A 26,615-nucleotide genomic window follows, 5' to 3' on the forward strand; every position below is an offset into this window, starting at 1 on the left:
TAAAAGCCCTACATTAATAGGACCTCGCTAATGTTTGCCAATATCTCTATTGCTGACTTTGATCCAGAATTAGCTCAAGCTATTACGAGTGAAGATGCTCGTCAGGAAGCTCATATTGAGTTAATCGCTTCAGAAAACTATTGCTCTCCAGCAGTAATGGAAGCTCAAGGTTCAAAACTCACTAACAAATATGCAGAAGGCTACCCAGGCAAACGCTACTATGGCGGTTGTGAATATGTAGACGTGATTGAACAATTGGCAATTGACCGTGCTAAAGAACTCTTTGGTGCTGATTACGCGAACGTTCAGCCTCATGCTGGTTCTCAAGCAAACTCTGCAGTTTATCTAGCGCTTCTTAACCCAGGCGATACTGTTTTAGGTATGAGCTTAGCTCACGGTGGTCATTTGACTCACGGTGCTAAAGTTAGCTTCTCTGGTAAAACATATAATGCGATCCAATACGGTTTAAATCCAGAAACGGGTGAAATCGATTACGAAGAAGTAGAACGTTTAGCTGTAGAACACAAGCCACGTATGATTGTCGCTGGTTTCTCTGCTTATAGCCAAATCGTTGATTGGCAGCGTTTCCGTGAAATCGCGGACAAAGTAGGCGCTTATCTATTTGTAGATATGGCTCACGTTGCTGGTCTTGTTGCTGCTGGTGTTTATCCAAGCCCAGTTCAAATTGCTGACGTAACAACAACGACGACTCACAAAACACTTCGTGGCCCACGTTCAGGTTTAATTCTTGCAAAAGCAAACGAAGAGATTGAGAAAAAACTTCAATCTGCTGTATTCCCAGGTAACCAAGGTGGTCCTTTAGTTCATGCTGTAGCGGCTAAAGCAATCTGCTTTAAAGAAGCAATGGCTCCTGAATACAAGGCATACCAACAACAAGTTGTGAAAAACGCGCAAGCAATGGCTGAAGTGTTAATCGAACGCGGTTATGACGTTGTTTCAGGCGGTACGAAAAACCACTTGTTCTTGTTGTCTCTCATCAAACAAGACATTACTGGTAAAGACGCTGATGCTTGGTTAGGTGCTGCTCACATCACTGTGAACAAAAACTCTGTACCAAACGATCCACGTTCTCCGTTTGTGACGTCTGGTATCCGTATCGGTACTCCAGCTGTAACTACTCGTGGTTTCGGTGAAGCAGAAGTACGTGAACTTGCAGGTTGGATCGCTGATATTTTAGATTCTAAAGGCGACGAAGCTGTCATCAATTCTGTGAAAGCTAAAGTTGAGACTGTATGCGCTAAATTCCCAGTTTACGCAAAATAATCTTCGACTTGAGAAAAGCCCCCTCAAGGGGGCTTTTTTATTGAATATTGGAATGTCAAATCTGTCATTTTTCAGTAGTTCTGATATAACTGATGTATCTATTAATTATTCAATTGTCGTTATACATTTGAATTGGAGCAGAAAATGAGCCATCCAAATATTATTATTTCTGAACAAGATTTAAATCGTTTAGAAACCATGTTGGAGCATCAACCACAGTTGACTTCAACGATGGAACATTTAGAAAACGAGTTGGCTCGTGCTGAAGTCGTACAGCCTAAAGATATCCCTGCCAATGTAGTGACGATGAATGCTAAAGTGCTGATAACGGTTGCACCATCGACGGAACCTACAGAGATTGTGCTGGTATATCCCCATGACTTTAAAGGTGAAAAGGGGCAGGTTAATGTGATTGCACCTATTGGTGCAGCAATCCTAGGTTTGGCGGAAGGACAAGAAATTGAATGGCCTCAGCCTGATGGGCAAATAATGAAAGTGAAAATTGATAAAGTGCTCTATCAGCCTGAACGTGAGGGTATATATCTTTAATTAAAAAATAAAGCCTCTTGTGGAGGCTTTAAAGTTTTATTGTTTCATTGTGGTTTGTTGCATATATTTATTTAAATAAGTTTCGCGTATTTCCTTGCGCTGCTCGGCTGTAGTCGCGTTCATCATTTTTTTACGCAAATCATTTCGTTCACTTGAGCTCATCTGTTGCCAAGTTTCCCGCATTTGTATTTTTTCTTGTTCAGGCAGTTTAGTAAACCAATCCATTCTTTGTTGTAGAACAACACTTTGCTCTTCAGGAATTTCTTTCAAATTTTGATAGCGTTTAATCAGTGCTTTTTGTTCATCTTCAGAAAGCGATTCCCAAGATTCATTAAGTTCAGAATTATTGTCTTTCGAGAAGATCCAAAAACGTTCATAGCCTGCAAAACTAGTTTGTAAAAAACCTAATGTGCAGAGTGCAATCGCTAAGCCTTTAGCTGCCATGAGCTGATTTATCCTCACCAAAAACAGATAACATTTCTAGATCTTCCATCATTTGCGGAGAAAGTTTAGGGGTGACAATCACTTGTTGTGGGCTTGGAGCTTCTTCCAAATCAAATGCATTTGGAAGTACCACAAATCCTGTGATCGCGGCTGCTAATGCAAAACCAGTAACTTTCCAAGTCATCAACTGAGAAAATAACGGTTTGTCTTTAATCTCATCGAGTACATGCTCCATCACGACCGCTTTATTGCGATGTTGTGATGCCAGTACATTCAATTTTTCAGTCACTTGTTTCGTAAATTCATCATGATTCATCCGATGATCCCCCGTCATTTGGGTTTAAGTGAGACAAAGCAGATCTTAAGCCCTGTATAGCTCGATGGTAATGGGTCTTTACACTGCCTTCTGAACAATTCATGATTTCGGCTGTGGTTTGTGTATCAAACCCTTCCCATGCTCTCAACATAAATGCTTGTTGTTGGCGAACAGGTAACTTAGAAATTGCATTTTGAATCTCCTCAACAGCCATCTCTTGTGCAAGAAATTGCAGCGGATTAGGTGTTGATTCATCCACAATATTGATGGTTTCGTCATCATCTTCATCGTGGTTATTTTTTTTAAATAACGAGAATGGAAAAGCCCGTCGAGATTCTTTACGACGCCAATCCTGAAGTTTGTTATTTAAAATGGTATAGAAAAGGGGATACCACTCTGCAGTGGATTTATCAGCATAAGATTTATGCAAAGATATAAAAGCTTCTTGGACTAAATCCATGGCAATGCCATTGTGTCCTTGAGTTGCACTTTCCATCATCACCAATGCACGCCCAGTGACGTCTTGCATAAAATATTTAAGACGTTGTTCGGCCGTATTCAAAAGAACACTCGAATCTTCAGGCTTGACTTTTTTTGGTGCTAAATCCATAGAGATGGAAAATCCCGTCATTGGGTACCCACCATTATTTTCTAATCGTTACTTATATAACGTCAAAACATAATGGTAGGTTGACAATCTAAGCAACTATTTTTTAGCAGTTTAATAGATTTTTTTATTTTCAGTGACTTCGTTAATATATTTTAACGAATCATATCCGTTGGCGTACCATTTCAAAGAAACAAATCGATCCGGCAACTGCAACGTTTAATGATTCTTGACCACCCGGTTGGGGAATGGTAATTGCTGAAGCATGTGCTAGGGCATATTCCGAAACGCCTTGACCTTCATTGCCCAGTACCCATACGCAAGCTTGAGTTAAGTCTTTTGCATATAAACTTTCTGATTCATGTGAGCTCGTGACATACACGGGAATTTTGAATTGAGACAGCACATCTTCAAGCGCAACGTTTTCATAGGTTTTTAATGAAAAGTGCGCACCCATTCCTGCTCGTAATACGCGAGGAGACCACAAAGATGCTGAACCTTTGGTGCAAACAATTTGTTCAATACCTGCAGCCGCAGCTGATCGAAGTAATGTACCCACATTGCCTGGATCTTGAACATTTTCAAGAATTAAAGTGTCTTGAGTATAATCTAGAGCATCACGTTGAGTTGGCAAATCTACAATCGCTAAACATGCCAAGGTTGTTCCTAGCGTGCTTATGTCTTTATAGAGTGATTCACTAATAACAAACACTGAACCTGTATAGTGTTGTGCTATTTCGTCAAAATCGGCGTGTTCCATTGCTTTTTCAGTGGTAAAAATCGAATTCAATTTACGATTTTTTTCTAACCAAGCTAAGCACAAATGTGTGCCTTCTAGAACAGTTTGGCCTTGCTTTTTACGGTAACTATTTTGATCAATTAAACCACGTAAATGTTTAATTTTCGGGTTGTCTTTAGATTCTAAAAAGATAATGGCCATTCAGTTTGACTTCCATGAGAGCCTAAATCAATAGGCTCTCAATTGTAAAATTATTGATGATAAGCAGTAACAAGCTCAACTTCATTTTTTGAACCAATGACGACTGGTACACGTTGGTGAAGTTCAGTTGGTTGGATTTCCATAATACGCACGCGACCTGTTGTAGAAGCACCACCTGCTTGTTCCATGAGCATACTCATTGGATTTGCTTCATACATAAGACGTAGACGACCAGCTTTCTTAGGATCTTTGGTATCGTAAGGGTATAAGAAGATCCCACTACGGCAAAGAATACGGTGGATATCACCAACCATGCAGGCAACCCAACGCATATTAAAGTCTTTTTCACGTACAGATGTTTTACCCGCTTGTAGCTCACCAATATAGCGTTGAACAGGTTCTTCCCAATGACGTTGGTTTGAAGCATTAATGGCGTATTCTTTTGTATCCGCATCCACTTGGATATTTTCAGTCGTCAACAGGAATGTTTTTGACTCTGGATCAAATGTAAAGAAAACAGTACCTGCACCAACGGTTAATGCCATCATAGTTGATGGGCCATATAACACATAACCAGCTGCGACTTGTTCAGTGCCTGCTTGAAGGAAATCTTCTGCTTGTGTCACTGAATTTTTGGCAGGTAGGATAGAGAAGATGGTCCCAACACACATATTGATATCGATATTACTTGAACCATCTAGTGGGTCAAATAAAACTAAATACTTACCGTTCTCTTGTGCTGGTGTAAACTCATCGAGTTCTTCAGAAGCTAAACCGCCTACATTTTCGTTGTTTTTTAGCGCATCAATTAAATAGTCATTTGAAATAACATCTAATTTTTTTTGCGCTTCACCTTGTACGTTTTCATTACCAGCACTACCTAACACACCTGCTAAGGCACCCTTTTGCAATGCTGAATCGATGGTTTTACACGTTTCAGCAATTGTTTCAATCACATTAGAGAGTTCAGGTGTTAGATTTCCTTGTTGTTGTGCAAGATATTGTGACAAGGTGAGGTATGACATTACAAGGACGCTCCTAAAAGCTTTAAAAGAATAAAATTTGGATCTTGGGCTATTTTAGATGAGTTCAGTGCAAAATAGAAATTATCCTGCGTTATTTGTGGTGATTTTGCACTTGCCAGAGTTTTAGAACATGGTATGTTGATAGGAGAATGATTTTAAAAGGAGCTTTAAAATGAGCATTCAAAAGTTTGAAGCAACTCCAACGCCAGGTGAGGCAATCGACTTAAACGAAATTAGTTCAGAGAGTTCCAAGGAAGCATGGAAACAGTACGAGGCTAAACCTGAATATAAAGAGTTTAATAAGCATGACATGATTGAGTCTATGCAAGTGCCCATGCCAGACTCGCAAAGGTCTTAAACCTGATATAAAAAAGCGCTCGAATTGAGCGCTTTTTTTGCATTCATTAGCGAAGAAGTGGTGGCACTGCTTCATAATTGAGTTCTACACGACGGTTTTCTTTCCACGCAGCTTCATTGTTACCTGTATTAATTGGCATTTCTTTACCATAACTCACAGCTTCGAGTTGGTTTGGATTTACACCATTTGTAACCAAATAACTTTCAACTGCTTTGGCGCGTCGCTCACCCAAAGCCATATTGTATTCACGCGTTCCACGTTCATCTGTATGACCAGTTAATGCGATTTTAGAGTTTGCATTTGCCAATAAAAATTGTGCATGTGCTTGGAGGGTTTGATAGTCCTCAGTAGATAGCTCACTGCTGTCATAATCAAAGTGAACAACACGTTTAGCCAAGAAAGCTTTATTGGCCTCGGTTACCCCTTTAGCAGAAGCACCCGTTAAGTTTTGTGCATTTAATGCTGCATCTTCACTTAGACCAGTCGTATTTACAGAGGTTGACGTTGATGGTGGTGTCATCGTAGTGGTATCTGTAGTTGCTGGTTTACGGCTTGCGCAACCCGTCATTACTAAACTTACAGCAATGAGTGGAAGAGCAAACGTTTTAATCGCGTTCATGTTCATCTCCTTGAAAGATTAAATTCGATTATTTAGGTGCCCAAGCAGGTTCACGAACTTCACCTTGTTCGCTAGGTAGGTTCATGCGGAAGCGACCGTCTGTAGACATAATCGATAACAATCCACGGCTGCCTTCACGTGTCGCATACACGACCATTTGACCATTTGGTGAAAAGCTTGGTGATTCATCTAAACTGGTTGGCGTTAAAATGTTCGTGATTCCAGTTGAGATTTCTTGAATTGCTACCTTATAGTTGCTGCCTGAAGGGCGATGTACTAAAGCAACATATTTACCATCGGCACTTAAACTTCCACGTGCGTTGAATGCTCCGCGGAAAGTCAAACGTTTTGTTGAACCATCAGCAAACGTGTAATGATAGATCTGTGCTGAACCACCACGGTCTGAGGTAAAGATAAAACCTTTACCATCTGGGGTATAGCGAGCTTCTGTATCAATTGCTGTATTATTTGTCATACGCTTCACTTGGCGCGTATTTAAATCCATTTGATAAATTTCAGGGTTGTCATGCATTGAAGCAGTGAACAACATGCTTTTACCATCAGGGGAAAAACTTGGCGCACCGTTTAAGCCACGAAAGCCAGCTAATTTTTCACGTTGTCCAGTCGCTAAATCTTGAACATAGATCGCTGGACGTTTGGTTTCGAATGAAACATAAGCGATTTTTTTGCCATCAGGCGTCCAAGCAGGGGATAAAATTGGATCGCGCGAACTCAATACAGTGCGTGGTTGTTCGCCATCAGTATCTGCGATTTGTAAAGTGTAGCGATTATCAGGAGTCGCAGGATTTCGCAAAACATAAGCGATGCGACCACTAAAGTCACCAGGAATACCTGTTAATGCTTGGTAAATCGCATCACTGATCATATGTGCTGCAGATCGAATGCGTGATGGCGGTACAGTTAATAGTTCATTGAGTAAATATTGTTGTTTTTGGACATCATAGAGTTGGTAATGAACAGCCAGTGAACCATCAGGATTGGTTTTTACTTCACCATTCACAACATAAGGTACGCCTGCTGATTGCCAAGCAACACCATTGGCTTGATTGATGGTTGCTGTTGCAGGTAAATTTTTAGATGAACTGGTAAAGCGACCTGAACGGTTTAAATCTTGCTCTACAACAGGGTATAAGCGTTGATCACCTACGAATGGCACGATAGCAATTTTTGGTGCTTCTTCAGGTGCTTTGGCAATTTCAAGATGAAGCTGTGCATAAGAGGTCGTAATGAGGGCAGGGCTAAATGCTGCCAAAATTGCTAAACCGAGAAGATGTTTTGAGATCATTTTCATGAGAGGTCACGTACTCAAGATACTAATTTTTCGAATATTCTAGCTTTTTAGCATATAGCTCCGTACCGAATCTATATAAAGCGTGTAATTATCCGCAATTCATGAAAAAACCTTTCGACGAATCGAAAGGTTTTTTTATTATTTCACGGTGAATGAAGAAATGAAACTACGAGCTTCACGCCTTGCGTCAGGATCGGATGGCATCGGATATGGTGCTGCTGCACGAACAGCCTGTTCGACACTGGCTTTGACATCTGGATCTGATGCATTGACGATGACTGAAGTCACAGAACCACTGTCAGATAATGTCACGCGTGCTGTCGCTTTTTGACCTGAAGAGCCTAATGGCATTCTCCAAGCACCTTTAATTTTTTGCTCAAAGTCTCTTTTCGCTGAAGAAGCGATGCGTTTAGATTCAGCTTTTTTATTGGCTGCTTCTTGTCTAGCTTTTTCAGCGGCAGATTCTCGAGCTTCAGCTTCGGCACGTTCTCTGGCTTCGGCATCCGCTTTTCTTTGTGCTTCCTGACGAGCTTTCGCATCAGCCTCTTGTTTAGCTTTGGCATCAGCTGCAGCCTTAGCTTTACGATCAGCATCCTGTTTGGCTTTTGCATCTGCTTCCGCTTTAGCTTTCCGGTCGGCTTCTTGTTTGGCTTTAGCATCGGCCTCCGCCTTAGCTTTCCGATCAGCTTCTTGCTTAGCTTTGGCTTGAGTTGCCTCAGCTTTAGCTTTTCGATCAGCTTCTTGTTTCGCTTTTAAAGCCGCATCAGCTTTCGCCTTTTGTTGTTCCTGTTTTGCGTTTTGCTCTGCTGCTTTGGCTTTTTGGGCGGCCTCTTGTTTAGCTCTAGCATCGGCCTCAGCTTTAGCTTTACGATTCGCTTCTTGAGTTGCTTGACGTTGTGCTTCAGCCGCTGCTTTACGTTCGGCTTCTTGTTGAGCTTTAACCGCAGCCGCTTGCTCAGCTTTACGGTCGGATTTTGGCTCTTCAACTTTTGGTTGAGTTGGAGGAGGTACAGCAGGTGCAACAGGAATCACAGGAGCATTTTGAATAGGCTCATTGGTCTGTTGAACATTTTCTTGAACGTTCTGGTGCGCTGTATCTGAATGATCAGATTCAACCAATGGTGTGGGTTCAGGTGGTACCAGATCTTCAGGTTTAACTAAAACTGTTTTAACAGTTTTAGTTGGCTCAGGAGGTTGAGTCAATCCAAGGAACAACAAGCCTGTGATCGCAATCACATGGACCACAACAGTGAATCCGATTGCAATTTTCTTTTCTTTTGAAAAGCGAGAGTTAGATTCTTTCATAGCTTATTGAATTGGTTTGGTCAGCAAGCCAACTTGATTGATCCCTGCATCTTGTAAGTTAGACATGAGCGTCATCACCTCACCATATGGTCGAGTGTTATGACCATTGATGACGACACTAAATTGTTTATTCTCATGTTCAGCAGTTTGTTGTGCATCACGAAGTGTCTGTTGTAATTCCTGCAAGCTCAGTGGACTTGGTTGGCTACCCTTGTATTCTAAAAAGTATTGTCCTTGTTGATCTAAAGTCACCATAGCTGGTGCATCCTTAGATTCAATCGGTACACTGTTTGCTTCAGGTAAATCAACTTTTATGCCACTTGTGATCATTGGTGCAGTCACCATAAAAATCACCAAAAGTACTAACATGACGTCAATATAAGGAACTACATTCATGTCACTGTTAAGTGGCTTTTTGATGCGTTGGAAACGCCCTGAACGACGAACAGCCATTTATTCAGCTTCCTGTGTAGAACCCACAGAACGACGTTGTAAAAGCGCCACCATTTCTTCAGCAAACAAGGAGCGATCTGAGTAAATTTCTTCACTTTTGGCCGTATAGTGGTTGAATGCAAGTACTGCAGGAATCGCGGTAAATAAACCAATTGCAGTCGCAATGAGGGCTTCCGCGATACCTGGTGCGACAGTTGCTAGCGTCACTTGATCCACTTGGGCTAAGCCGATAAAAGCATTCATGATGCCCCAAACTGTACCAAATAAACCAACATAGGGTGCAACTGAACCAATACTCGCAAGCGCACTGAGACCTTGTTCCATACGGCTCTGATCTCGGCTTAAACCCACCCCAAGAATACGCTCTGTGCCATCAATGACTTGTGCTGTTTCTGCTTTGGTTTTTTTGAGTTTAAGAAACTCTGCAAAACCAAGATAGAAAACATCTTCCAAACCTTCACGCTTAGAGTTGACTTGAGCATTGTTATATAAGGTGTTGAGTTCTGCACCAGACCAAAAAATCTTTTGAAAATGATCATCGCCTTGGCGAGCTTTCTTAAACGTCATATGTAACTTGGCAATAAGGTACCAGCTAAAGAGTGAAGCTAGTACCAACACCAGCATGACCAGTTGTACGACTGGACTCGCTTGAAGAATTAAATCTGTGACGTGAAGTGAAGATTCGAGTTGTGTTGCCATAGTTACATGTGCCAATCATATTTTTATGCGTGGGCTAATTCTTTTTCGATTAGATCACGGATTTCATTTGGAATTCTCAGCGGTTTCATTTCAGCGCTAATACACGCCAATTCTACTTCCCCTGAAGCTAGCATGATTTCACCACGATAAATATTTTGTTGCAATACAAAAGACGTTGCTTTACACGAAACTACACTTGCTGTAACAGTAATTAAGTCATCCATTAATATTGGACGTGAATATTTAAGCGCTAATTTATGCACGACAAAGTTGTAATCTTTTTGATGCCAGTAATGTGAAATCCCTGAAGCGCGTAACCATTCTGTACGTGCGCGTTCCATAAAGCGAATATGATTGGCATGATAAACAATGCCTCCTGCATCTGTATCTTCAATATACACTCGGATTTGAAATTCAAATTTGTTCGCCATACAGGTGTTCCATTACTTTAAATAGTCCAGTGTTTTGCAACATTCTTGAGAAAGAATGCGAAACGCTGATTTATACAATGTTTGAAAGGCTTGAAGTTTAGCACTCCATTTTTACAGACCAATGGCACAAGATTTCAAAAATAGCTGTAGATTGGGCGAAATATTTTAAGATGAAAATGCAGATTTAATTGAATTTTAATCATGTTTGGCATAGGGATTGCTTAAATAAATTCACATGAAATTTATAGTTGGATTTGAGTGCATGTTAAAAAAGTTAGCTTTATCGATTTCGATTGCTACATCAATATTAAGTTTTTCGACTTTTAGTTCGGCTGAAGATTTTAAAATTTTAAAACAGATTGAAAGCAAGCCAACTTTTCTAAAAAAAGGGGAATATGCTGGACACTATTATATTCCAAGTACACTCAATACTATTCAATGGGGTTATCTACCGAATAAAGATGCTAAGCCAGTTTTAACGGTTCGATCGGGGAGTCATGTGACTTTTGATACAGTGTCACATGAAGGTTTATTAGAGGATCAAGGGCGTGATGCTGAAAAATACTTTACATCTAAAGGTGTTAAAAAAGAGCACATTTTAGATGAAGCGAAATTGATCACCCGCTCTAATTTAAAGCATGATTTCCATAAAGATGGTCCACACATTATTACTGGTCCGATCTACGTTGAAGGTGCAATGCCGGGAGACGTGCTTAAAGTTGAAATCATCAAAATAGAACCGCGTGTTCCTTATGGTGTTATTTCAAACCGTCATGGTAAAGGTACATTGCCTGAATTCCCTAAACGTCAAAAACATGATCATGCTTCGCCAGAAAATCCAGATGCTTACGGTAATGTGTCAGTATTTACACCCATTGCGCAAAATAAAGAGGGTGTATGGGAGGGGGTGATTCAAACAGAATCTGGTAAAGCGATTCGTTTTCCATTAAATCCGTTTATGGGAACAATGGGTGTTGCACCAAATACCAGCGAACCTGTTCACTCAGTTCCACCCTCTTTTTATGGTGGAAATATTGATATTAATGATTTAACTACTGGGGCAACCGCTTATTATCCTGTTCAAGTTCCAGGTGCATTATTCTACACAGGTGATAGTCATTTTGTTCAAGGCGATGGTGAGGTTGCATTAACTGCTTTAGAGGGTTCAGCGCGCGCAACGTTTAAAATTAGTGTGTTAAAAGCGGGTAAAAATCATATTCCAGGTAAGCAGCTTTCTCAGCCATTAGGTGAAAATGGTGAGTTTTGGATCACGCCTGGTTTAGATGAAGATTTGGATGAAGCAATGCGCAAATCTACGCGTGAAGCAATCAATTTCTTAGTCAATGAATATGGCATAAGTGAAGAAATTGCATATGCTTATCTCAGTGCAGCGACTGATTTTGAAGTTTCTCAAGTTGTAGATAAAACAAAAGGCATCCATGCGATGATTCGTAAAGCAGATTTCAAAGAGTTCATCGAGCAGAAATAAATTTTTCAAATAAAAAATCCTCCATCAAGGAGGATTTTTTTTTACTGCTGGAGTGTATCTTTGATGCCATGAATGAACTCCCTTCATTCTCAACTCCTTTATAAATTCATGTATATGTGAGAATTAGAGTTAATTTAGTGAAAACATGAATTTTTTTATTTAAAAAAATAAATATTTATATAAAAAACATGTAGTTAAGTTTTGGCACGCTCCTTGCGAAGTATCTGGTGGCTTAGATAGGACATTTAAGCATAAGGATAATTTAAGAACACTGGAGACGTTTCATGGATAATTTAAGTATTTTAACAAAAGGTGTGGACACCTTGGTGACGGTCGTTGGTGCAGGGTTTACTGGACTTTATGCCTTATTCAAACTGCGTGATCAGATGAAAGCTCCAGTACGCGTGTTTGAAAGTGCACCGGATGTCGGTGGAACTTGGTACTGGAATAATTATCCCGGTGCACGTTGTGATATTGAGAGTGTGCATTATTCCTATTCATTTGATGAAAAATTACAGCAAGAATGGACCTGGAGCGAGAAATTTGCTGCCCAGCCAGAAATTCTACGATATCTCAATCATGTGGCAGATCGCTTTGACCTGAGAAAGGACATCACCTTCAATACCAAAGTCACGTCTGTGGTCTGGAATGAACAAGAAAAATATTGGACAGTAACGACCAATCAGGGTGAAGTCATTAAATCTCGTTTCTTTATTTCTGGTGTAGGGACATTGTCCGTGCCGAAAAAACCGGAATTCCCAGGTGTAGAAAACTTTAAAGGTCCAACACTGATTACCGGCAACTGGCCAAAACAACCAATCAGCTTGAAAGGCAAACGTGTTGGTGTAATTGGCACCGGTTCTACGGGTATCCAGCTTATTACGGAAATTGCCAAAGAAGTCGGTGAGTTATATGTGTTCCAGCGTACACCAAACTACTCCACTCCATTGGGTAATGGGCCTACTCAGGCAGAGGAAGATCTCGAGAACAAGGCCAAATATACTTTAATCAGACATAATGCCCGCAATCATTTCCTGGGGGTACCTTATAACGAAGTACAGCCTTCAGCACTGGCAGTTTCCGAAGAAGAACGTTTAAAAGTTTATGAAGACCGTTACCAACGTGGTGGTTTCCGTCTGTTTATTGATAGTTATCAGGATATCTTGTTTGATCCGAAAGCCAATGAAACTGTATCCGAGTTTATTCGTCAAAAAATTCATGCTCGTGTGAAAAGGCCAGAAGTAGCAGAATTGTTGGCACCGAGAGATTATTGCTATGGCACTAAACGACCACCCATGGAAAGTGGATATTACGAAGTATTTAACCAGGACAATGTGCATTTAATTGACGTTAAACAAACTCCAATTTCCCGTATTGATGAGAATGGCGTTGTGGTTGGTGATCAGTTGCATGAGGTGGATGTCTTGATTCTGGCGACCGGTTTTGATGCCATGACTGGACCATTATTTGCGTTAGGGATCCAAGGCAAGAACCATGAAAAACTGACTGAAAAATGGAAAGAAGGACCACGTACCTATTTGGGGCATACCGTGAGTGGATTCCCGAATTTATTTCTTGTGACAGGTCCACAAAGTCCTTCGGTGCTATATAACATGCCTTTAGCGATTGAAGATCATGTTGACCTTGCGACAGGCATTATCCAACACATGATTGATCATCAGCTTCTTGAAGTTGATGCAGATGCTCAAGCGGAAGAAGAATGGGTGAATCATGCCAATGAGCTGGCTCAGGCAAGTCTGCTGCCAAATACGGATTCTTGGTATATGGGTGCCAATATTCCCGGAAAACCACGCCGTTGCCTGGTGTATTTAGGTGGAGCACCGAAGTATCGTGCGATTTGTGATGAGATGATTGCTAAAGGTTATCAGGGTTTTCATTTTAAAGCAGTCGATCCTAACAGTGCTTTACTTCAACACGTGTCTTGATCGGTCAGGAGAATTCATATGCCAATTACTCAAGAAATAGCAACTCTACTCGGTCAGATCCAAGAAGCAGGGGTGAAACCTTTTCATCAAAGTCAGGTAGATGAAGTGCGTGCAGTAGTTGAATCTTTCCAAAACATGCAAAAGCCGGTCGAGGTGAAAACTAAGACGACCGATGTTGAGTACCGCACAGGAACTTATATGCGCATTTATCAGCCAGAACTTGCAGGAAAAAAACTCCCTGTGCTGGTGTATTATCATGGAGGTGGCTTTGTCGCTGGTTCGCTGGCTGTAGCCGATGAAACTTGCCATGTGCTGGCGCAAATGAATCAGCATATTGTGGTGTCAGTGGATTACCGTTTGGCGCCTGAGCATCCTTTTCCAGCCGCACATGAAGATGCCAGACAGGGATTGGAGTGGGTGTTTCAACATATTCAAGAATATGGCGGTGACGAGAATCAAATCTCAGTCATAGGTGACAGTGCAGGAGGAAATCTTGCAACGACATCTGCGTTATGGGCTGTATCACAGGATATGAAGATTGCCAAACAGATCTTAATATATCCAGTGATACAGCCTGAGATGGATTCTGCCTCAAGAAATGATGAAAATGGTTATCTAATATCGCAACAGGATATGGAGTGGTTCTGGAAAAATTATCAGATCCAAGATGGGCAGTCTGTTCAATATTCACCTTTACAGTATGACAATCTATCCGCTGCGCCAGAAACTTTAATCGTGACCACAGAATATGAAGTATCGCGGGATGATGCGGAATATTATGGATTCCGTTTAATCGATCAAGGTATAACCACCACCATCAAGCGTATTCGGGGTGGTGTACATGGTATTTTCTGGCTATCTGCAGTCGTGCCTGAACACCAGACGATTCGGGAGGAAATTGCTCGATTTTTAAAGAAATAACTCCCATTCAAAACCAGCCAGTGAATGGCTGGTTTTCACATTCAAAGCGCATTAATCTTATCGATATGTGCTTGATATGCTCGATGAGATTGAAGAATGAATCAAAGGAGCAAAACGTAGTGTTTTGTAGTTTTGTCATCTTTGACACTGTATTTCTAAATTGGCGATCTATACACTGACCTAGAAACGCCTGCTTATTTATAAAAATAATAATATATTCAAACAGTTCAGGAAATTTGAAATTAATTGAGGGATGGAGTAATACTCAATGAAAAATTATATGGATATATCGGTTAGCGATTTTATTAGTAAAATTTCTTTTGAAAGTGAGGACGGTAAAATCTGGTTCGATGGAGATCGATCACTTCTCTTTAATGCGAATAGTTTGTATACACTGAAGCATTTTTTAATTGATGAATATGGGATTGATCTAGCTAAAAAAGTTATCTATCGCTGGGGTTATGAAATTGGTAGTGAAGATGCTGTGCGAGCGCTCAAACTGCGCGCAGATGATCAGTTGTCAGCTTTTGTGGCCGGACCTCAACTGGCCAAGATTCGTGGCATGGTAAATGTTGATATTGAGACGCTGGATTTCAATCCCAAGCAAAACAAGTTTAAAGGTATATTCAAATGGAATGACTCCTATGAAGCCTATGCACAAATTAAGAACAGGTCTTACTCGACACACTGTTGCTGCTGGTGGTTGACGGGTTATTCCAGTGGTTATACCTCAAAATTTTTAAATGCTCCCTTTCATTATGTTGAAACACATTGTGTTGCCAAAGGAGATGAGTGTTGCCGGATTGAAAGCCATGAAGGGCAGGACCGTCATTTTGGACTGAAATCTGAATATTTTATTGAAACCATTAAACCATTATTTTCCAACAGCTACTTTGATGCCATAGGAAAATCCAAGACCTTTGCCAAGGTGTGCCAATTATTGCTCAAGGCAGCAGAGTCGGATATTACGGTATTGCTACAAGGCAGCACAGGGGTTGGGAAAGAGGCATTTGCGCGTGGTATCCATCAGAATAGTGCCCGTAAAGATAAAGAATTTGTCGCAATTAACTGTGCCTGTCTGCCAGAGCAACTGATTGAAGCGGAATTGTTTGGTAGTAATAAAGGCGCATTTACCGGGGCGACTGAAAACCGCTTTGGTAAATTTGAACGGGCAGATGGGGGCACCATTTTCCTGGACGAAATTATCGAGCTATCCCCTAAAGCGCAGGCGTCTTTGCTTCGTGTTTTGCAAACTGGAGAGTTTGAACGGGTGGGGGATACCAAGACCCGCAAGACCAATGTCAGGGTGGTGGTCGCTTGTAATGAAAGTCTGAAAAAAGCAGTAGATGAAGGACGTTTCCGCAGTGATTTATATTACCGGCTTGCCACTTATCCGGTATTAATCCCATCATTGAAAGAGCGTCGGGAAGACATTAATTTACTGCTGGAATATTATATTCGGTTCTTTGAAAAGCAGTACGAGAAGACCTTCAACGGATTTAGTGACCGGGTTTATGCTTTCTTCAACAGTTATGAGTGGCCAGGGAATATCCGCGAACTGCGAAATATTGTGGAACGGGCAGTGCTATTGTCCAATGATGTGCCATTGGACTTAGAAGACCTGATGTTGGAAGATAATGTAATTCAGAGCTTTGTTAGCCAGCATAAGCAGAAAGTGAATGGCATCAAAGGCATTGCTACTCAAAGTGATCTGGATCAGTTAATTGAAAATCTGATGCACAATTCAGAACAGCTAGATATTGAATATGTCGAAGCCACGATTTTACAAACAGCTTTGCAAAAGTATCGCGGCAACGTGTCGAAAGCCGCACGTTATTTGAATATGACACGAAGTGCACTGGAATACCGGTTAAAAAAGCACGCAGTAATATAAGTTGAGGGTGTTTGGGTATGAAATATAGAGCCTTAGGATAAGGCCCTATATTTCTTTAAGCGATAATCCAATGTTGCCCGGCTAATGCCGAGTAAACGTGCTGCTTCGGAGACATTGTTCTGACTCTGTTGCATGGCTTGTACAATAATCTGCTTTTCGTAATGCTCCAATGAAAAGTCAGGAGTAAATAGTTCTGCAATTTTTTGTGAATTAAATGATTTGGAAGGGAATGTTTCCCTATAGCTATTTGTCTCAGCGGCTACAACATCGGGAAATAAATCACGTAGTTTAATCTCTTGTTGATCATTTGTGAGTAGTGCTGCGCGTTCCAGCACATTCTCTAATTCACGGATATTGCCTGGCCAATTGTAATTTATAAAGAAATGTTTGGCTTTGTCACTCAGTCCTTTAAATTTTTTGTCATAGATATTTTCAAAGCGTTTAAGAAAATGACTGACCAGCAGGGGAATGTCCTCCCGCCGTTCGCGTAATGGCGGAATACGTACCGGAAAAATGTTTAGGCGAAAATACAGATCGGCACGGAATCGACCCTTTTTGACAGCTAATTCTAGATCTTCATTGGTAGCAGCTACCACTCTAACATCGACTTTTCGGGTCTGATAATCGCCTACACGCTCAAATTCACCTTCTTGCAGCATTCGTAATAAGGCTGCTTGGGCACGAGGGGATAACTCAGCCAGTTCATCCAGAAAAATCGTACCTTGATGGGCACGTTCAAATTTACCTATTCGTTGACTGACTGCTCCTGTGAAAGCCCCCTTTTCTACGCCAAAGAGCTCAGCTTCAATCAGGTCATGTGGGATACAAGCACAGTTAACTGCGATAAAAGGCTTATCTTTGCGTGGACTAGCATAGTGAATACCTCGTGCAAAAGCCTCCTTACCAACACCTGTTTCCCCAGACAGGAGTACGGCCACTTTACTGCCAGCCGCTTTTTTGAGGAGGTCACAGACATTGCGGTAAGCCGCAGATTCTCCGACCGCATTAAACATGCTGTAGTCGACCTCGGCACGAGTATAAATATCGTGCTTTAGCTGATTCAATTCAGCGCGTAATGCAATGATTTCGTCCGATATAGGGTCAGGAGACATAAATTGTACAAGTTTTTCGGCATTTTCCCATTCAGTTAAGGGTTTACCAATGATCCGACAATGATCATGACCTTGGGCAATACATTGGGTTTCCTGATAAATAATGGTTTGCCCCATGACATAGCTGCTATATCCACAAGCATAGCCAAGTTGTAGCCAGCAAGCAGGTTCATCGGATTTACCAAATTCGCTCAGGTGAACTTCACCTTCAAAGGAATGTCGCCAGTTAAAGTCGGCATAGAACTCATGGTTGCGATGGCTCAGCTGAAGTGTATTGACTTCGACCTGTACCATCCCACGAATACCATGCATTTGTGGTCCTGCCATAAAAGCCTCTGTTTCATTGAGGTCTGGACGAAGTTGTGCAGTGGCTTCGGCATCTCGCATACCAGCCTGATAACCACAACGAATAAAGAACCTTTTGGCTGGCTCATAACCCAGCATATCGTGCAAGTCTTTGCGTAGAAAACCAAAAATATCGGTATGTAGCAACAACATACGATTTTCTTCAAACCAAATCTGACCATGAGCGGCATCGAACTTAATCCGGTCAATCAGGTCCTGAATATCTTGTTGTGGCTTCAAAAATGGCTGCATGCGCAATGTCCTTCATTTTATTCTGTGCTCAATATCCTATGAAGCATTTTTTTCATTACTTGTGTACTAATAACGAACTCAAAATTTATACATATCATCATACTGTACATAAAGTGCATGAAAATGCCAGATGGATATTTATAAAAAAAAAGAGTTGAAAATAGTCTTTCATCATTTGATGAATTTTTTTTAATTGTGTTCATCAGTTGATGAAATCAAACTTCAAAAAAAGACACCCAATATAATAAAATTTATAAAAATCAAAAACTTAAAAAGTTGGCACACTAATTGATATATGTATGTGGAAGGAAGTTTGTCCAGCAAGAAGGATTCTTAGTCATGACAAATCAAATAGGGATGCCACAACTCACCAAATATATTCGGGTGACGGGTGACCGTAATGCCAAATTTATTGAATTTGATTTCGCCATTCACGATCCAAGTCTGTTTGTCGAACTGGTGCTACCTCGTGAAGCTTTTATACAGTTTTGTGAGACCAATCAAGTCGTTGAGATGACTGAAGAACAGAAAACCAGAAATGATGAGGAAGAAGAAAAATGGCGCTATGGGACTGAAGTCACTTTAGTCAATGCACAGCGATATATCCCAGATCAAGAAGATCTTTAGAAATAGCTTAAGGAGATAGCCATGTCACTTGAAATTAAAACATCTAGTATTGAACCAATACGCCAGAGTTACGCCTACATTGAACGCCGTTTTGGCAATAAACCTGCAACCCGCTATCAGGAAGTTAGTTTTGATATTCAGGCTGAAACCAACTTCCATTACCGACCATTATGGAAACCTGAGAAAACACTGAATGATAAAACGCATACAGCTATTGTGATGCAGGACTGGTATGCATTTAAGGATCCACGTCAGTTTTATTATGGGACATATGTGCAACATCGCGCCCGTTTACAAGATACTGCCGAAGCTAATTTTAACTTTTTTGAGAAACGTCAGCTGGCTGTACATATTTCTGAAGAAGTCCGTGAAAAAGTGATTTCGTTGTTTATTCCATTCCGTCATTTGGAGCAAACCGCCAACCTGCACATGATGTCAGGAAGTGCTTATGGTTATGGCACGGTACTGACCCAAGCATGTATTTATGCGGCGATGGATCGGCTCGGCATGGCGCAATATATTTCTCGTGTAGGTTTAGCCTTGGATGGTGGAACGGGGGAATCACTCGTTCCTGCAAAACAGGCATGGATGAACGATACAGCTTGGCAAGGTTTACGCAAGCTATGTGAAAAAAGTCTGACAGAACAAGACTATTTCAAGCTGTTTTTATTACAAAACCTAGTGATAGATAGTTTTATGGCTGAACTGGTCTATACCCAATTTGATCAATGGTTAGCAGAGCACCAAGCTCGGGATCTCGCGATGCTCACCGAGTTTATGCAAGAAGCCTTAACAGATCTGCGCAAATGGTCAGACAGCGTACTCAAAACAGCGACAGCAGAATCAATTGAAAATAAGCAATTGTTAAGTCAATGGCTGGCGGAATACCTACCCGAAGTTAGAGCCGCATTTGCACCTTGGGCTGAAAAAGTTTTAGCTAGTGACGCAATAGATGCGGCTGAACAAAAACTGCTGGAGCGCAGTAAAAAAATTGGAATAGATCTCGAACAAGTGGCACAGACTTAAGGAGAAGCAGCATGTCTAAAGTGTATTTAGCATTACAAGATAACGATACCTCACGTTACATCATTGAAGCGATTGAAGAAGATAATCCTGAGGCCACCATTCAATATTTACCGGCCATGATTCGCGTAGAAAGTGAAAAAGGGCTGATTGTTCGTGCGGAAACGGTTTCGGAAAAATTGGGACAAGAATGGGATATCCAATCTTTACAGCTCAATATGATCACATTGGGCGGTAACGTTGAAGAAGATGACGATACGTTCCGTCTACACTGGAATTAAAAATAGTAAGCGTCAATGTGCCGCATTGAAGCGGTATATCAAAAGAATAAAGGACCTTAGGTATGAATTCTAAAATTAATGCAATTGGTAAAAAACTAAATGCCAAAGACCGTTACCGTGCACTCACGCGTGATCTGGACTGGGAATTTTCCTATGCAGACCGTAAAGAAGCATTTCCTTATGAAGAATTTGAAGGCATTAAAATTACGGATTGGTCGAAATGGGAAGATCCATTCCGCCTAACCATGGATGCCTACTGGAAATATCAAGCGGAAAAAGAGAAAAAGCTCTACGCAATTTTTGATGCTTTTGCACAAAATAATGGTCAGTTGAATGTCACCAACGAACGCTATTTAAATGCCATTAAACTGTTTTTAACTGCTGTAACGCCATTGGAATATCAAGCCTTCCAAGGTTATGCCCATGTAGGACGTCAGTTCAGTGGTGTTGGTGCACGTATTGCGTCCCAAATGCAGTCCATTGATGAACTGCGTCATGTGCAAACGCAGATTCATGCGATGAGCCATTACAACAAATTCTTTGATGGCTTCCAAGATTGGTCACACATGCATGACCGCGTTTGGTATTTATCTGTACCTAAATCATTCTTTGAAGATGCGCGTTCTGCAGGCCCATTTGAATTCTTACTGGCTATCAGTTTTGCCTTTGAATATGTGTTGACCAACTTGCTGTTTGTACCCTTCATGTCTGGTGCTGCCCATAACGGTGATATGGCAACCGTCACATTCGGCTTTAGCGCGCAGTCAGATGAAGCGCGTCATATGACACTAGGACTGGAAATTGTCAAATTCCTACTGGAACAGCATGAAGACAACGTGCCGATCGTACAGGAGTGGATTGATAAATGGTTCTGGCGTGGCACTCGATTACTATCAATTGTCGGCATGATGATGGATTACATGCTGCCAAACAAAGTTATGTCATGGAAAGAAGCATGGGAAACTTATTTTGAAGAAGCGGGTGGGGCGCTCTTTAAAGACCTGAGCCGCTACGGCATTCGTATGCCTAAATATTCTGAAGTCATTGAAAAAGAAAAAGAGCACGTCTCGCATCAAGCATGGTGGATTTTCTATAACTTTGGTCATGCGGCTGGCTTCCACACTTGGATTCCAACTGATGAAGAAATGGATTGGTTATCAGAAAAATATTCAGACACTTTTGACAAGTATTACCGTCCACGTTGGGAGTTAGCACGCAAGATGGAAGCGGAAGGTAAACGTTTCTATAGTGCGGGCTTGCCACAGCTGTGCCAAATCTGTCAGGTACCGATGACCTTTACTGAAATGGATGGTGATCAGACCATGTTCAGTTACCGCAGCAGTGTCTATAAAGGCGAGCGTTATCACACTTGTTCAGATGGTTGTCATGACATTTTCGAGCGTGAACCAGAGAAATATGTACAAGCTTGGTTACCCGTGAATCAAATTTTGCAAGGTAATTGTGGTGGCCCTGATCTGGAAGTGATGTTGCGCGAATATTACCGCTTTAATGTCGGTGCAGACAACTTAGACATTGAAGGCTCTCCAGATCAGGTACGCTGGAAAAAATGGAAAGGTGTGGCGTAAGTCACGAGCTGGGGATAGTCCTAAAATGGGCTATCCAGCTTACTCATGGAATTTAGGAGTTTAGGGATATGCCAGTAAAAGCAATTAACAACCAATATGATTTTGAACCTCGTGATCTACAAAAACATTATGGCGACAACATTCTGATTTATGTGGGATGGGATCATCACACCTTATACTGTGCGGCACATGCCATGTTGGCATCTCCACAGCAAAGCTTTCAGGATTTAATTGATCAACAGATACAAGGTGGTTTCCACCAACATCCTGAATTTACTGAAATTGATTGGTCAAAAGTCGAATATTTGTTAGATGGTCAGTCGTTCCAACCGAAACTGGATCAAAGCTTGGCAAGTCAAAATATTGGTCATAAATCACTATTGCGCTTCATTACACCTGGGCTGGATGGCTACCAGCATCGTCATGTTTAAGGAGCGTTGAAATGAGTTATCAAGTCACGATTGAACCGATTGGAACCACCATCGAAGTCGAAGAAGATCAAACCATTTTGGATGCAGCATTACGTCAAGGAGTCTGGTTGCCATTTGCCTGTGGTCATGGCACCTGCGGTACCTGTAAAGTGCAGGTGACAGATGGATATTATGATGTTGGTGAAGCTTCTCCATTTGCATTAATGGACATTGAGCGTGAAGAAAATAAAGTTCTAGCATGTTGCTGCAAACCAGAATCAGATATGGTCATTGAAGCTGATGTTGATGAGGATGAAGACTTCCTTGGTTATCTAGTCGAAGATTTTCAGGCTGAAGTGATTGAGATCAAACAGCTTTCACCGACGATTAAAGGCGTGCGTTTAGCCTTAGATCGTCCAATGCAATTCCAAGCTGGGCAGTACATCAATATTCGGTTCCCTGGAATTGAAGGTACACGCGCCTTTTCGATCGCCAATTCCCCAAGTGAGGAAGGTATTGTTGAATTACATATCCGCCAAGTACCGGGTGGCGCAGCGACTACTTATGTCCATGAATCATTAAAGACTGGCGACCAGCTAGAAATTTCCGGACCGTATGGACAATTCTTTGTACGCAAGTCTGATACGAAGGATGTGATTTTTATCGCAGGTGGTTCGGGCCTATCTAGCCCTCAATCAATGATTCAAGATTTATTAGAACAAGGGGATAACCGTACCATTTATTTATTCCAAGGTGCACGTGATGTAGCAGAACTGTATAACCGTAAAATATTTGAAGGTTGGGTAAAACAATATCCGAATTTCCGTTATATACCAGCCTTGAATGCCCCGAAGCCCGAAGATCAATGGGATGGATTTACCGGATTTGTACATGAAGCCGTAGCAGATTATTTTGAAAATAAATGTTCTGGTCATAAAGCTTATTTGTGCGGTCCACCCCTCATGATTGACGCTGCGATTTCCACGCTAATGCAAAGTCGTCTGTTTGAACGAGATATTCATACAGAACGCTTTCTCAGTGCGGCCGATGGCGCATCGGATCAATCACGTTCAGCACTATTTAAACATATCTAAGTGCCTGATAGGTGAACATAAAAAAACAGCCAAATGGCTGTTTTTTTATTGAATGATTTAAAAATGATAAGCCAGTGTAAGGCTGTAGAGACTTGGATCAATTTTAAGATTACCTGCATCCGCATCATTGATTTTCACATCGCTGTCTACTTTGACATAACGATAATCAAAACCTAGAGTAATTTTATTATTGATGAAATATTCTAGGCCGGCGTTAAACGCGATGCCATGTGAATTGGACAGATCAACATCTGAACCATCTGTGCTGTCAGTATCATAAAAATAGACATAGTTGTAACCAATGCCTAGATAAGGATTAATATTACCTTTGGGTTTGAAATGGTACTGGAGACTCAAGGTGGGTGGTAGATATTTGGTGCTGCCTAGTTTGACTCCATCACCATAAAAATTATGTTGTGGCGGGATACCAGCTAATAAATCCAGGCTGATGTTGTCACTGAGGAATAGCCCCATGGCTAGGGTTGGTCGATAACTTTCACCAATTGAGGTTTCAACACTGTTAAATAACAGGCCAGGATGTTTGTCTGCTTCAATCTGGGTAATACCAAACCGTAGATACTTGTCATGCGAAAGTAAAGGTGAGGCAGAAATTGCGGTGCTTACCGTTAGGGCCAAACTGGTACAGAGTATTGTTTTTTTCATCAAATTTATTCCTTTAAATATAGTCAATTTCATTACTTTGAAATTGATTAGGAATATTGCAATAGTTGTACCATGTTTATTTTTTAAAAAAATCAATAACTTGTTTGTTTTTTAGATTTGTGGTTTTCATCATTTCATTTATTATATAAAAAGTACGATTGAAATTTAATGAAATAATGAAATAATGAAATTTGCATTTCAATAAAATATGTATTTGAGAAGAGTCAAGAATTATCGTTCTAGACTCTCCTTAATTCAACTTACCATTAAAATGATTTAAACCTTATTGTGTGTTTTTATCCAGTCTTTTTGAACTTGTTGTGCAATAGCCGGATAGTCCATCACAAAACGAATGTGGCTTTCAACGCCAGTTTTTAATGTCGCATCATCTACAATAAATTGAGGGTTATGATTGGGTGCAGCCTTACTCATCTCTTGATCTTGAGGTGTTGCACCAATGAAAATGAACAATGAAGGCATAAGTTGACCATAATAGGCAAAGTCTTCACTTGCACTCGCATTGTTCTCGAGCACATGTAATTTATCTTCGCCATGAACTTTCGCAAGTGAGGGCGCGATGAGTTGAGTTAGTGTTTTATCGTTCGTAGTGACGGGGGCATAAGCGGCAATTTCTACTTTGGCTTTTACGTCATTTGCATGAGCATTATGTTCGATGAGCTTTGGTAAATCCTTGAGAATATTCTGGCGGACTTCTTCATTATTTGATCGAATCGTGCCAACCATATTAACTTGCTCTGGTATCACATTTCCTACCGTTCCACCTTGGATACTGCCAATACTGATTGCCCCCATACCTTTGGTTAAATCTGCACGACGGCTGATTAAACTCTGCATATTACCAATCATTTGAGATGAAGCGTAAATGGGATCGCGTCCAAGCCATGGCATAGAACCATGAACTTGTTTTCCACTGACCTGAATGCGCAAGTGATCTGCACTGTTTAAAATAGTGCCATCTTTATAGAAAATATGACCACTTGGCATACCTGCCATAACATGCATACCGAAGATCACTTCAGGCTTAGGATTTTTTAAAGCCCCATCAGCGATCATCTTGCGTGAACCAATTTGATCGCCATGGCTAAAGTTATCAATATCTGCTCCACCTTCTTCAGCTGGTTGGAAGACAAACACAACAGTACCTGCAATTTTATCTTTATTTTCCGAAAGCACTTTTGCAGCGCCGAGTAACATTGCTGTGTGAGCATCATGTCCACAGGCATGCATCACTGGCGTTTCTTTACCTTGATAGATTGACTTTGCTTTACTTGCAAAAGAAAGTCCTGTTTTTTCCTCGATTGGTAATGCATCCATATCTGCACGTAATGCCATCACTGGGCCAGGTTTTGCACCTTTAAGAATTCCGATTAAACCCGTTTTGGCATAGCCTGTGCGGACTTCAATCCCATATTTTTTTAATTCTTTTTGAACCAGAGCCGAGGTTTTAAATTCCATATTGCCGAGTTCGGGATGTTGGTGAATGTGTTGTCTTAATTTGATGGTATGTTGTTCAACCGCGTTTACACCGTCATCAACCCAATCTGCAAAACTCAAGGTTGAACAAAGGGGCAAGAGGGTACAAGCATAAAATAGCCTAAGTGAGATCATGAACTCTATTTCCTAAAAATCCAAAAGTTTTAGGAGCTTCTCATTCACTTCTGATGGTTGCAAAACTTAAGAGGTATATCGAAATACATGAAAAGTATAGTGACCATGAAGCATTGATTTTCAATGCTTTATCCATAGATTTAAAGTTGTTATTATTTGTAAATTATTCATTTTAAATAATTATTTTAATAGTTGTGGGGGAGTTAATGAGTGTTGAAGAAGAACTAATGAATGATCAAGATGTCATGATTCAACTTCCATGGACTGTACCTCAACAGCCTTTATATATGACGAATATCCTAGTTGATCCGAAAACTCAAAAAATTCCTTTAAATATTCAACATTCGACAGATACCACAGCGATTTCATCGTTTGCTTTATCAGTAATTATTGCTTTGATATTAGGAGGATTAGCAACGTGGTTAGCATATTGGTATGGACGCAAAAGCTTTCAATTAACGGAAATGTCTTTTAAAACTGTAGTAGAAGAAATAAAAGCATCGCAACAATCAGCGATGGATTTGAATGCGAGATTATTTGAACAGCAGCAAGTATTACAAGCTGAAAAAGAAAAATTTGAAAGAGAGAAGAGTGTTACAGATAGATTTAGAAATGCTGCAGAGATGTTTATTGTTGATATCGAATTGTTTTTATCATCCGTGACTCTATTGCACTTAAGTCATATACAGTTCCAATTCTCTGAACAAGTGGAGATCGGAAGTTATGAACATGAAGTGACTGCAGGGATTAATAAAAAATTCGATCAATTATTTGAAAGCCGTTCCAAGTTATTGTTTTCTGCTTTAGAAATGGAAGAAAATACTTATGATGATATAGATCAAGCTATTTCTGAAACGATTAAGCTAGCGGCATCGGTGAAGAATAGGCTAGTAAGAGGAAGAGAGGGATTGATGGGCGATATAGAAAAATGTAAAAGAGCTATTAATCAAAATAAATGGATGTTCAAAAAGATACTGGCAAAAAAAGCAGCCTAAGCTGCT

The 26,615-nt window shown here is 40.7% G+C and carries 28 protein-coding genes; 14 read left to right on the forward strand and 14 right to left on the reverse strand.

Annotated features, from left to right (window positions below):
- Positions 1-30: 30 nt before the first annotated feature.
- Together glyA and rnk are read left to right on the forward strand one after the other, a co-directional pair.
- On the forward strand, positions 31-1,284 hold the full coding sequence (gene glyA / locus FTV32_RS00390; RefSeq protein WP_180027534.1) for a serine hydroxymethyltransferase: 1,254 nt from the start codon (positions 31-33) through the stop codon (positions 1,282-1,284).
- Between the two features lie 144 nt (positions 1,285-1,428).
- Positions 1,429-1,833, forward strand: coding sequence for a nucleoside diphosphate kinase regulator (gene rnk, locus FTV32_RS00395; RefSeq protein WP_180027535.1), 405 nt, complete (start codon positions 1,429-1,431; stop codon positions 1,831-1,833).
- A gap of 36 nt (positions 1,834-1,869) precedes the next feature.
- On the opposite strand, the gene FTV32_RS00400 is transcribed toward rnk, so the two are convergent.
- The 5 genes from FTV32_RS00400 to FTV32_RS00420 form a co-directional block, all read right to left on the reverse strand.
- Complete coding sequence (locus tag FTV32_RS00400) at positions 1,870-2,277, reverse strand: DUF3106 domain-containing protein (protein WP_092766069.1); 408 nt, start codon at positions 2,275-2,277, stop codon at positions 1,870-1,872.
- On the reverse strand, positions 2,267-2,593 hold the full coding sequence (locus tag FTV32_RS00405; RefSeq protein ID WP_092766070.1) for a hypothetical protein: 327 nt from the start codon (positions 2,591-2,593) through the stop codon (positions 2,267-2,269). The genes FTV32_RS00400 and FTV32_RS00405 overlap by 11 nt, the downstream gene beginning before the upstream one ends.
- Entirely contained in the window at positions 2,583-3,203 is a 621-nt protein-coding gene (locus FTV32_RS00410) for an RNA polymerase sigma factor (RefSeq protein WP_171260669.1), read from the reverse strand. The genes FTV32_RS00405 and FTV32_RS00410 overlap by 11 nt, the downstream gene beginning before the upstream one ends.
- Positions 3,204-3,363: 160 nt before the next feature.
- Complete coding sequence (locus tag FTV32_RS00415; protein WP_035265712.1) at positions 3,364-4,140, reverse strand: RNA methyltransferase; 777 nt, start codon at positions 4,138-4,140, stop codon at positions 3,364-3,366.
- Positions 4,141-4,190: 50 nt separating this feature from the next.
- A complete protein-coding gene (locus tag FTV32_RS00420; RefSeq protein ID WP_180027536.1) occupies positions 4,191-5,165 on the reverse strand; it encodes a class 1 fructose-bisphosphatase in 975 nt (324 codons plus the stop codon).
- Positions 5,166-5,337: 172 nt separating this feature from the next.
- On the opposite strand from FTV32_RS00420, the gene FTV32_RS00425 reads away from it, so the two are divergent.
- The gene (locus FTV32_RS00425) at positions 5,338-5,523 is read left to right on the forward strand and encodes an NF038105 family protein (RefSeq protein WP_035265716.1); all 186 of its coding nucleotides are present in this window, start codon (positions 5,338-5,340) and stop codon (positions 5,521-5,523) included.
- Positions 5,524-5,569: 46 nt separating this feature from the next.
- On the opposite strand, the gene pal is transcribed toward FTV32_RS00425, so the two are convergent.
- The 6 genes from pal to ybgC all read right to left on the reverse strand — a co-directional run bounded on the left by pal (position 5,570) and on the right by ybgC (position 10,342).
- Positions 5,570-6,142 carry a peptidoglycan-associated lipoprotein Pal gene (gene pal / locus FTV32_RS00430; RefSeq protein WP_035265718.1) on the reverse strand — a complete coding sequence of 191 codons (573 nt, stop codon included), beginning with the start codon at positions 6,140-6,142 and terminating at the stop codon, positions 5,570-5,572.
- A 28-nt stretch (positions 6,143-6,170) separates the two neighbouring features.
- On the reverse strand, positions 6,171-7,454 hold the full coding sequence (gene tolB / locus FTV32_RS00435) for a Tol-Pal system beta propeller repeat protein TolB (RefSeq protein ID WP_180027537.1): 1,284 nt from the start codon (positions 7,452-7,454) through the stop codon (positions 6,171-6,173).
- A gap of 138 nt (positions 7,455-7,592) precedes the next feature.
- Positions 7,593-8,759 (reverse strand): cell envelope integrity protein TolA, encoded by a 1,167-nt coding sequence (gene tolA / locus FTV32_RS00440; RefSeq protein ID WP_180027538.1) that lies wholly within the window; start codon positions 8,757-8,759, stop codon positions 7,593-7,595.
- 3 nt (positions 8,760-8,762) lie between these two features.
- Positions 8,763-9,212 (reverse strand): protein TolR, encoded by a 450-nt coding sequence (tolR, locus tag FTV32_RS00445; protein WP_180027539.1) that lies wholly within the window; start codon positions 9,210-9,212, stop codon positions 8,763-8,765.
- Complete coding sequence (gene tolQ, locus FTV32_RS00450; protein WP_180027540.1) at positions 9,213-9,911, reverse strand: protein TolQ; 699 nt, start codon at positions 9,909-9,911, stop codon at positions 9,213-9,215.
- A 23-nt stretch (positions 9,912-9,934) separates the two neighbouring features.
- Positions 9,935-10,342, reverse strand: a complete 408-nt coding sequence (ybgC, locus tag FTV32_RS00455) for a tol-pal system-associated acyl-CoA thioesterase (protein WP_035265725.1) — start codon at positions 10,340-10,342, stop codon at positions 9,935-9,937.
- A gap of 262 nt (positions 10,343-10,604) precedes the next feature.
- On the opposite strand from ybgC, the gene FTV32_RS00460 reads away from it, so the two are divergent.
- The 4 genes from FTV32_RS00460 (at position 10,605) to FTV32_RS00475 (ending at position 16,592) form a co-directional block, all read left to right on the forward strand.
- A complete protein-coding gene (locus tag FTV32_RS00460) occupies positions 10,605-11,831 on the forward strand; it encodes an acetamidase/formamidase family protein (protein WP_180027541.1) in 1,227 nt (408 codons plus the stop codon).
- A gap of 284 nt (positions 11,832-12,115) precedes the next feature.
- The gene (locus FTV32_RS00465) at positions 12,116-13,777 is read left to right on the forward strand and encodes an NAD(P)/FAD-dependent oxidoreductase (protein WP_180027542.1); all 1,662 of its coding nucleotides are present in this window, start codon (positions 12,116-12,118) and stop codon (positions 13,775-13,777) included.
- A gap of 12 nt (positions 13,778-13,789) precedes the next feature.
- Positions 13,790-14,698: an alpha/beta hydrolase gene (locus FTV32_RS00470; protein WP_373683278.1), complete on the forward strand. Its 909-nt coding sequence runs from the start codon at positions 13,790-13,792 to the stop codon at positions 14,696-14,698.
- Positions 14,699-14,966: 268 nt separating this feature from the next.
- A complete protein-coding gene (locus FTV32_RS00475; RefSeq protein WP_180027544.1) occupies positions 14,967-16,592 on the forward strand; it encodes a sigma-54-dependent Fis family transcriptional regulator in 1,626 nt (541 codons plus the stop codon).
- A 32-nt stretch (positions 16,593-16,624) separates the two neighbouring features.
- Here the strand turns inward: FTV32_RS00475 and mobR are convergent, their stop codons facing one another.
- A complete protein-coding gene (mobR, locus tag FTV32_RS00480; protein WP_180027545.1) occupies positions 16,625-18,301 on the reverse strand; it encodes a phenol degradation transcriptional regulator MobR in 1,677 nt (558 codons plus the stop codon).
- 357 nt (positions 18,302-18,658) lie between these two features.
- Here mobR and FTV32_RS00485 point away from each other — a divergent pair, with 357 nt between their 5' ends.
- From FTV32_RS00485 to FTV32_RS00510, 6 genes are all read left to right on the forward strand, one after another.
- Entirely contained in the window at positions 18,659-18,928 is a 270-nt protein-coding gene (locus FTV32_RS00485; protein WP_180027867.1) for a phenol hydroxylase subunit, read from the forward strand.
- 21 nt (positions 18,929-18,949) lie between these two features.
- Positions 18,950-19,954, forward strand: coding sequence for an aromatic/alkene monooxygenase hydroxylase subunit beta (locus FTV32_RS00490; RefSeq protein ID WP_180027546.1), 1,005 nt, complete (start codon positions 18,950-18,952; stop codon positions 19,952-19,954).
- A gap of 11 nt (positions 19,955-19,965) precedes the next feature.
- The gene (locus FTV32_RS00495; protein ID WP_180027547.1) at positions 19,966-20,232 is read left to right on the forward strand and encodes an MmoB/DmpM family protein; all 267 of its coding nucleotides are present in this window, start codon (positions 19,966-19,968) and stop codon (positions 20,230-20,232) included.
- A 62-nt stretch (positions 20,233-20,294) separates the two neighbouring features.
- A complete protein-coding gene (locus FTV32_RS00500; protein ID WP_180027548.1) occupies positions 20,295-21,818 on the forward strand; it encodes an aromatic/alkene/methane monooxygenase hydroxylase/oxygenase subunit alpha in 1,524 nt (507 codons plus the stop codon).
- 68 nt (positions 21,819-21,886) lie between these two features.
- Positions 21,887-22,249, forward strand: a complete 363-nt coding sequence (locus FTV32_RS00505) for a phenol hydroxylase subunit P4 (protein WP_180027549.1) — start codon at positions 21,887-21,889, stop codon at positions 22,247-22,249.
- Positions 22,250-22,260: 11 nt separating this feature from the next.
- On the forward strand, positions 22,261-23,322 hold the full coding sequence (locus FTV32_RS00510) for an NADH:ubiquinone reductase (Na(+)-transporting) subunit F (protein WP_180027550.1): 1,062 nt from the start codon (positions 22,261-22,263) through the stop codon (positions 23,320-23,322).
- A 57-nt stretch (positions 23,323-23,379) separates the two neighbouring features.
- Here the strand turns inward: FTV32_RS00510 and FTV32_RS00515 are convergent, their stop codons facing one another.
- Positions 23,380-23,985, reverse strand: coding sequence for an OmpW family protein (locus FTV32_RS00515; RefSeq protein WP_180027551.1), 606 nt, complete (start codon positions 23,983-23,985; stop codon positions 23,380-23,382).
- Between the two features lie 276 nt (positions 23,986-24,261).
- Positions 24,262-25,614 carry an amidohydrolase gene (locus FTV32_RS00520; RefSeq protein ID WP_180027552.1) on the reverse strand — a complete coding sequence of 451 codons (1,353 nt, stop codon included), beginning with the start codon at positions 25,612-25,614 and terminating at the stop codon, positions 24,262-24,264.
- A gap of 206 nt (positions 25,615-25,820) precedes the next feature.
- Between FTV32_RS00520 and FTV32_RS00525 the strand changes: the two genes are divergently transcribed.
- Positions 25,821-26,609, forward strand: coding sequence for a hypothetical protein (locus tag FTV32_RS00525; protein WP_180027553.1), 789 nt, complete (start codon positions 25,821-25,823; stop codon positions 26,607-26,609).
- Positions 26,610-26,615: the final 6 nt, after the last annotated feature.

The organism is Acinetobacter sp. YH16032 (assembly GCF_013417345.1).
Taxonomy (GTDB): domain Bacteria; phylum Pseudomonadota; class Gammaproteobacteria; order Pseudomonadales; family Moraxellaceae; genus Acinetobacter.

Bases quoted from the DNA above. Each gene is read 5' to 3' on its own strand.
- pal (WP_035265718.1), bottom strand. From the start codon at position 6,142: ATGAACGCGATTAAAACGTTTGCTCTTCCACTCATTGCTGTAAGTTTA.
- FTV32_RS00410 (WP_171260669.1), bottom strand. From the start codon at position 3,203: ATGGATTTAGCACCAAAAAAAGTCAAGCCTGAAGATTCGAGTGTTCTT.
- FTV32_RS00505 (WP_180027549.1), top strand. From the start codon at position 21,887: ATGCCAGTAAAAGCAATTAACAACCAATATGATTTTGAACCTCGTGAT.
- FTV32_RS00465 (WP_180027542.1), top strand. From the start codon at position 12,116: ATGGATAATTTAAGTATTTTAACAAAAGGTGTGGACACCTTGGTGACG.
- FTV32_RS00425 (WP_035265716.1), top strand. From the start codon at position 5,338: ATGAGCATTCAAAAGTTTGAAGCAACTCCAACGCCAGGTGAGGCAATC.
- tolQ (WP_180027540.1), bottom strand. From the start codon at position 9,911: ATGGCAACACAACTCGAATCTTCACTTCACGTCACAGATTTAATTCTT.
- FTV32_RS00520 (WP_180027552.1), bottom strand. From the start codon at position 25,614: ATGATCTCACTTAGGCTATTTTATGCTTGTACCCTCTTGCCCCTTTGT.
- FTV32_RS00460 (WP_180027541.1), top strand. From the start codon at position 10,605: ATGTTAAAAAAGTTAGCTTTATCGATTTCGATTGCTACATCAATATTA.
- tolB (WP_180027537.1), bottom strand. From the start codon at position 7,454: ATGAAAATGATCTCAAAACATCTTCTCGGTTTAGCAATTTTGGCAGCA.
- FTV32_RS00495 (WP_180027547.1), top strand. From the start codon at position 19,966: ATGTCTAAAGTGTATTTAGCATTACAAGATAACGATACCTCACGTTAC.
- tolA (WP_180027538.1), bottom strand. From the start codon at position 8,759: ATGAAAGAATCTAACTCTCGCTTTTCAAAAGAAAAGAAAATTGCAATC.
- FTV32_RS00415 (WP_035265712.1), bottom strand. From the start codon at position 4,140: ATGGCCATTATCTTTTTAGAATCTAAAGACAACCCGAAAATTAAACAT.
- mobR (WP_180027545.1), bottom strand. From the start codon at position 18,301: ATGCAGCCATTTTTGAAGCCACAACAAGATATTCAGGACCTGATTGAC.
- FTV32_RS00475 (WP_180027544.1), top strand. From the start codon at position 14,967: ATGAAAAATTATATGGATATATCGGTTAGCGATTTTATTAGTAAAATT.
- ybgC (WP_035265725.1), bottom strand. From the start codon at position 10,342: ATGGCGAACAAATTTGAATTTCAAATCCGAGTGTATATTGAAGATACA.
- FTV32_RS00500 (WP_180027548.1), top strand. From the start codon at position 20,295: ATGAATTCTAAAATTAATGCAATTGGTAAAAAACTAAATGCCAAAGAC.
- FTV32_RS00490 (WP_180027546.1), top strand. From the start codon at position 18,950: ATGTCACTTGAAATTAAAACATCTAGTATTGAACCAATACGCCAGAGT.
- tolR (WP_180027539.1), bottom strand. From the start codon at position 9,212: ATGGCTGTTCGTCGTTCAGGGCGTTTCCAACGCATCAAAAAGCCACTT.
- FTV32_RS00510 (WP_180027550.1), top strand. From the start codon at position 22,261: ATGAGTTATCAAGTCACGATTGAACCGATTGGAACCACCATCGAAGTC.
- rnk (WP_180027535.1), top strand. From the start codon at position 1,429: ATGAGCCATCCAAATATTATTATTTCTGAACAAGATTTAAATCGTTTA.
- FTV32_RS00405 (WP_092766070.1), bottom strand. From the start codon at position 2,593: ATGAATCATGATGAATTTACGAAACAAGTGACTGAAAAATTGAATGTA.
- glyA (WP_180027534.1), top strand. From the start codon at position 31: ATGTTTGCCAATATCTCTATTGCTGACTTTGATCCAGAATTAGCTCAA.
- FTV32_RS00515 (WP_180027551.1), bottom strand. From the start codon at position 23,985: ATGAAAAAAACAATACTCTGTACCAGTTTGGCCCTAACGGTAAGCACC.
- FTV32_RS00525 (WP_180027553.1), top strand. From the start codon at position 25,821: ATGAGTGTTGAAGAAGAACTAATGAATGATCAAGATGTCATGATTCAA.
- FTV32_RS00485 (WP_180027867.1), top strand. From the start codon at position 18,659: ATGCCACAACTCACCAAATATATTCGGGTGACGGGTGACCGTAATGCC.
- FTV32_RS00400 (WP_092766069.1), bottom strand. From the start codon at position 2,277: ATGGCAGCTAAAGGCTTAGCGATTGCACTCTGCACATTAGGTTTTTTA.
- FTV32_RS00420 (WP_180027536.1), bottom strand. From the start codon at position 5,165: ATGTCATACCTCACCTTGTCACAATATCTTGCACAACAACAAGGAAAT.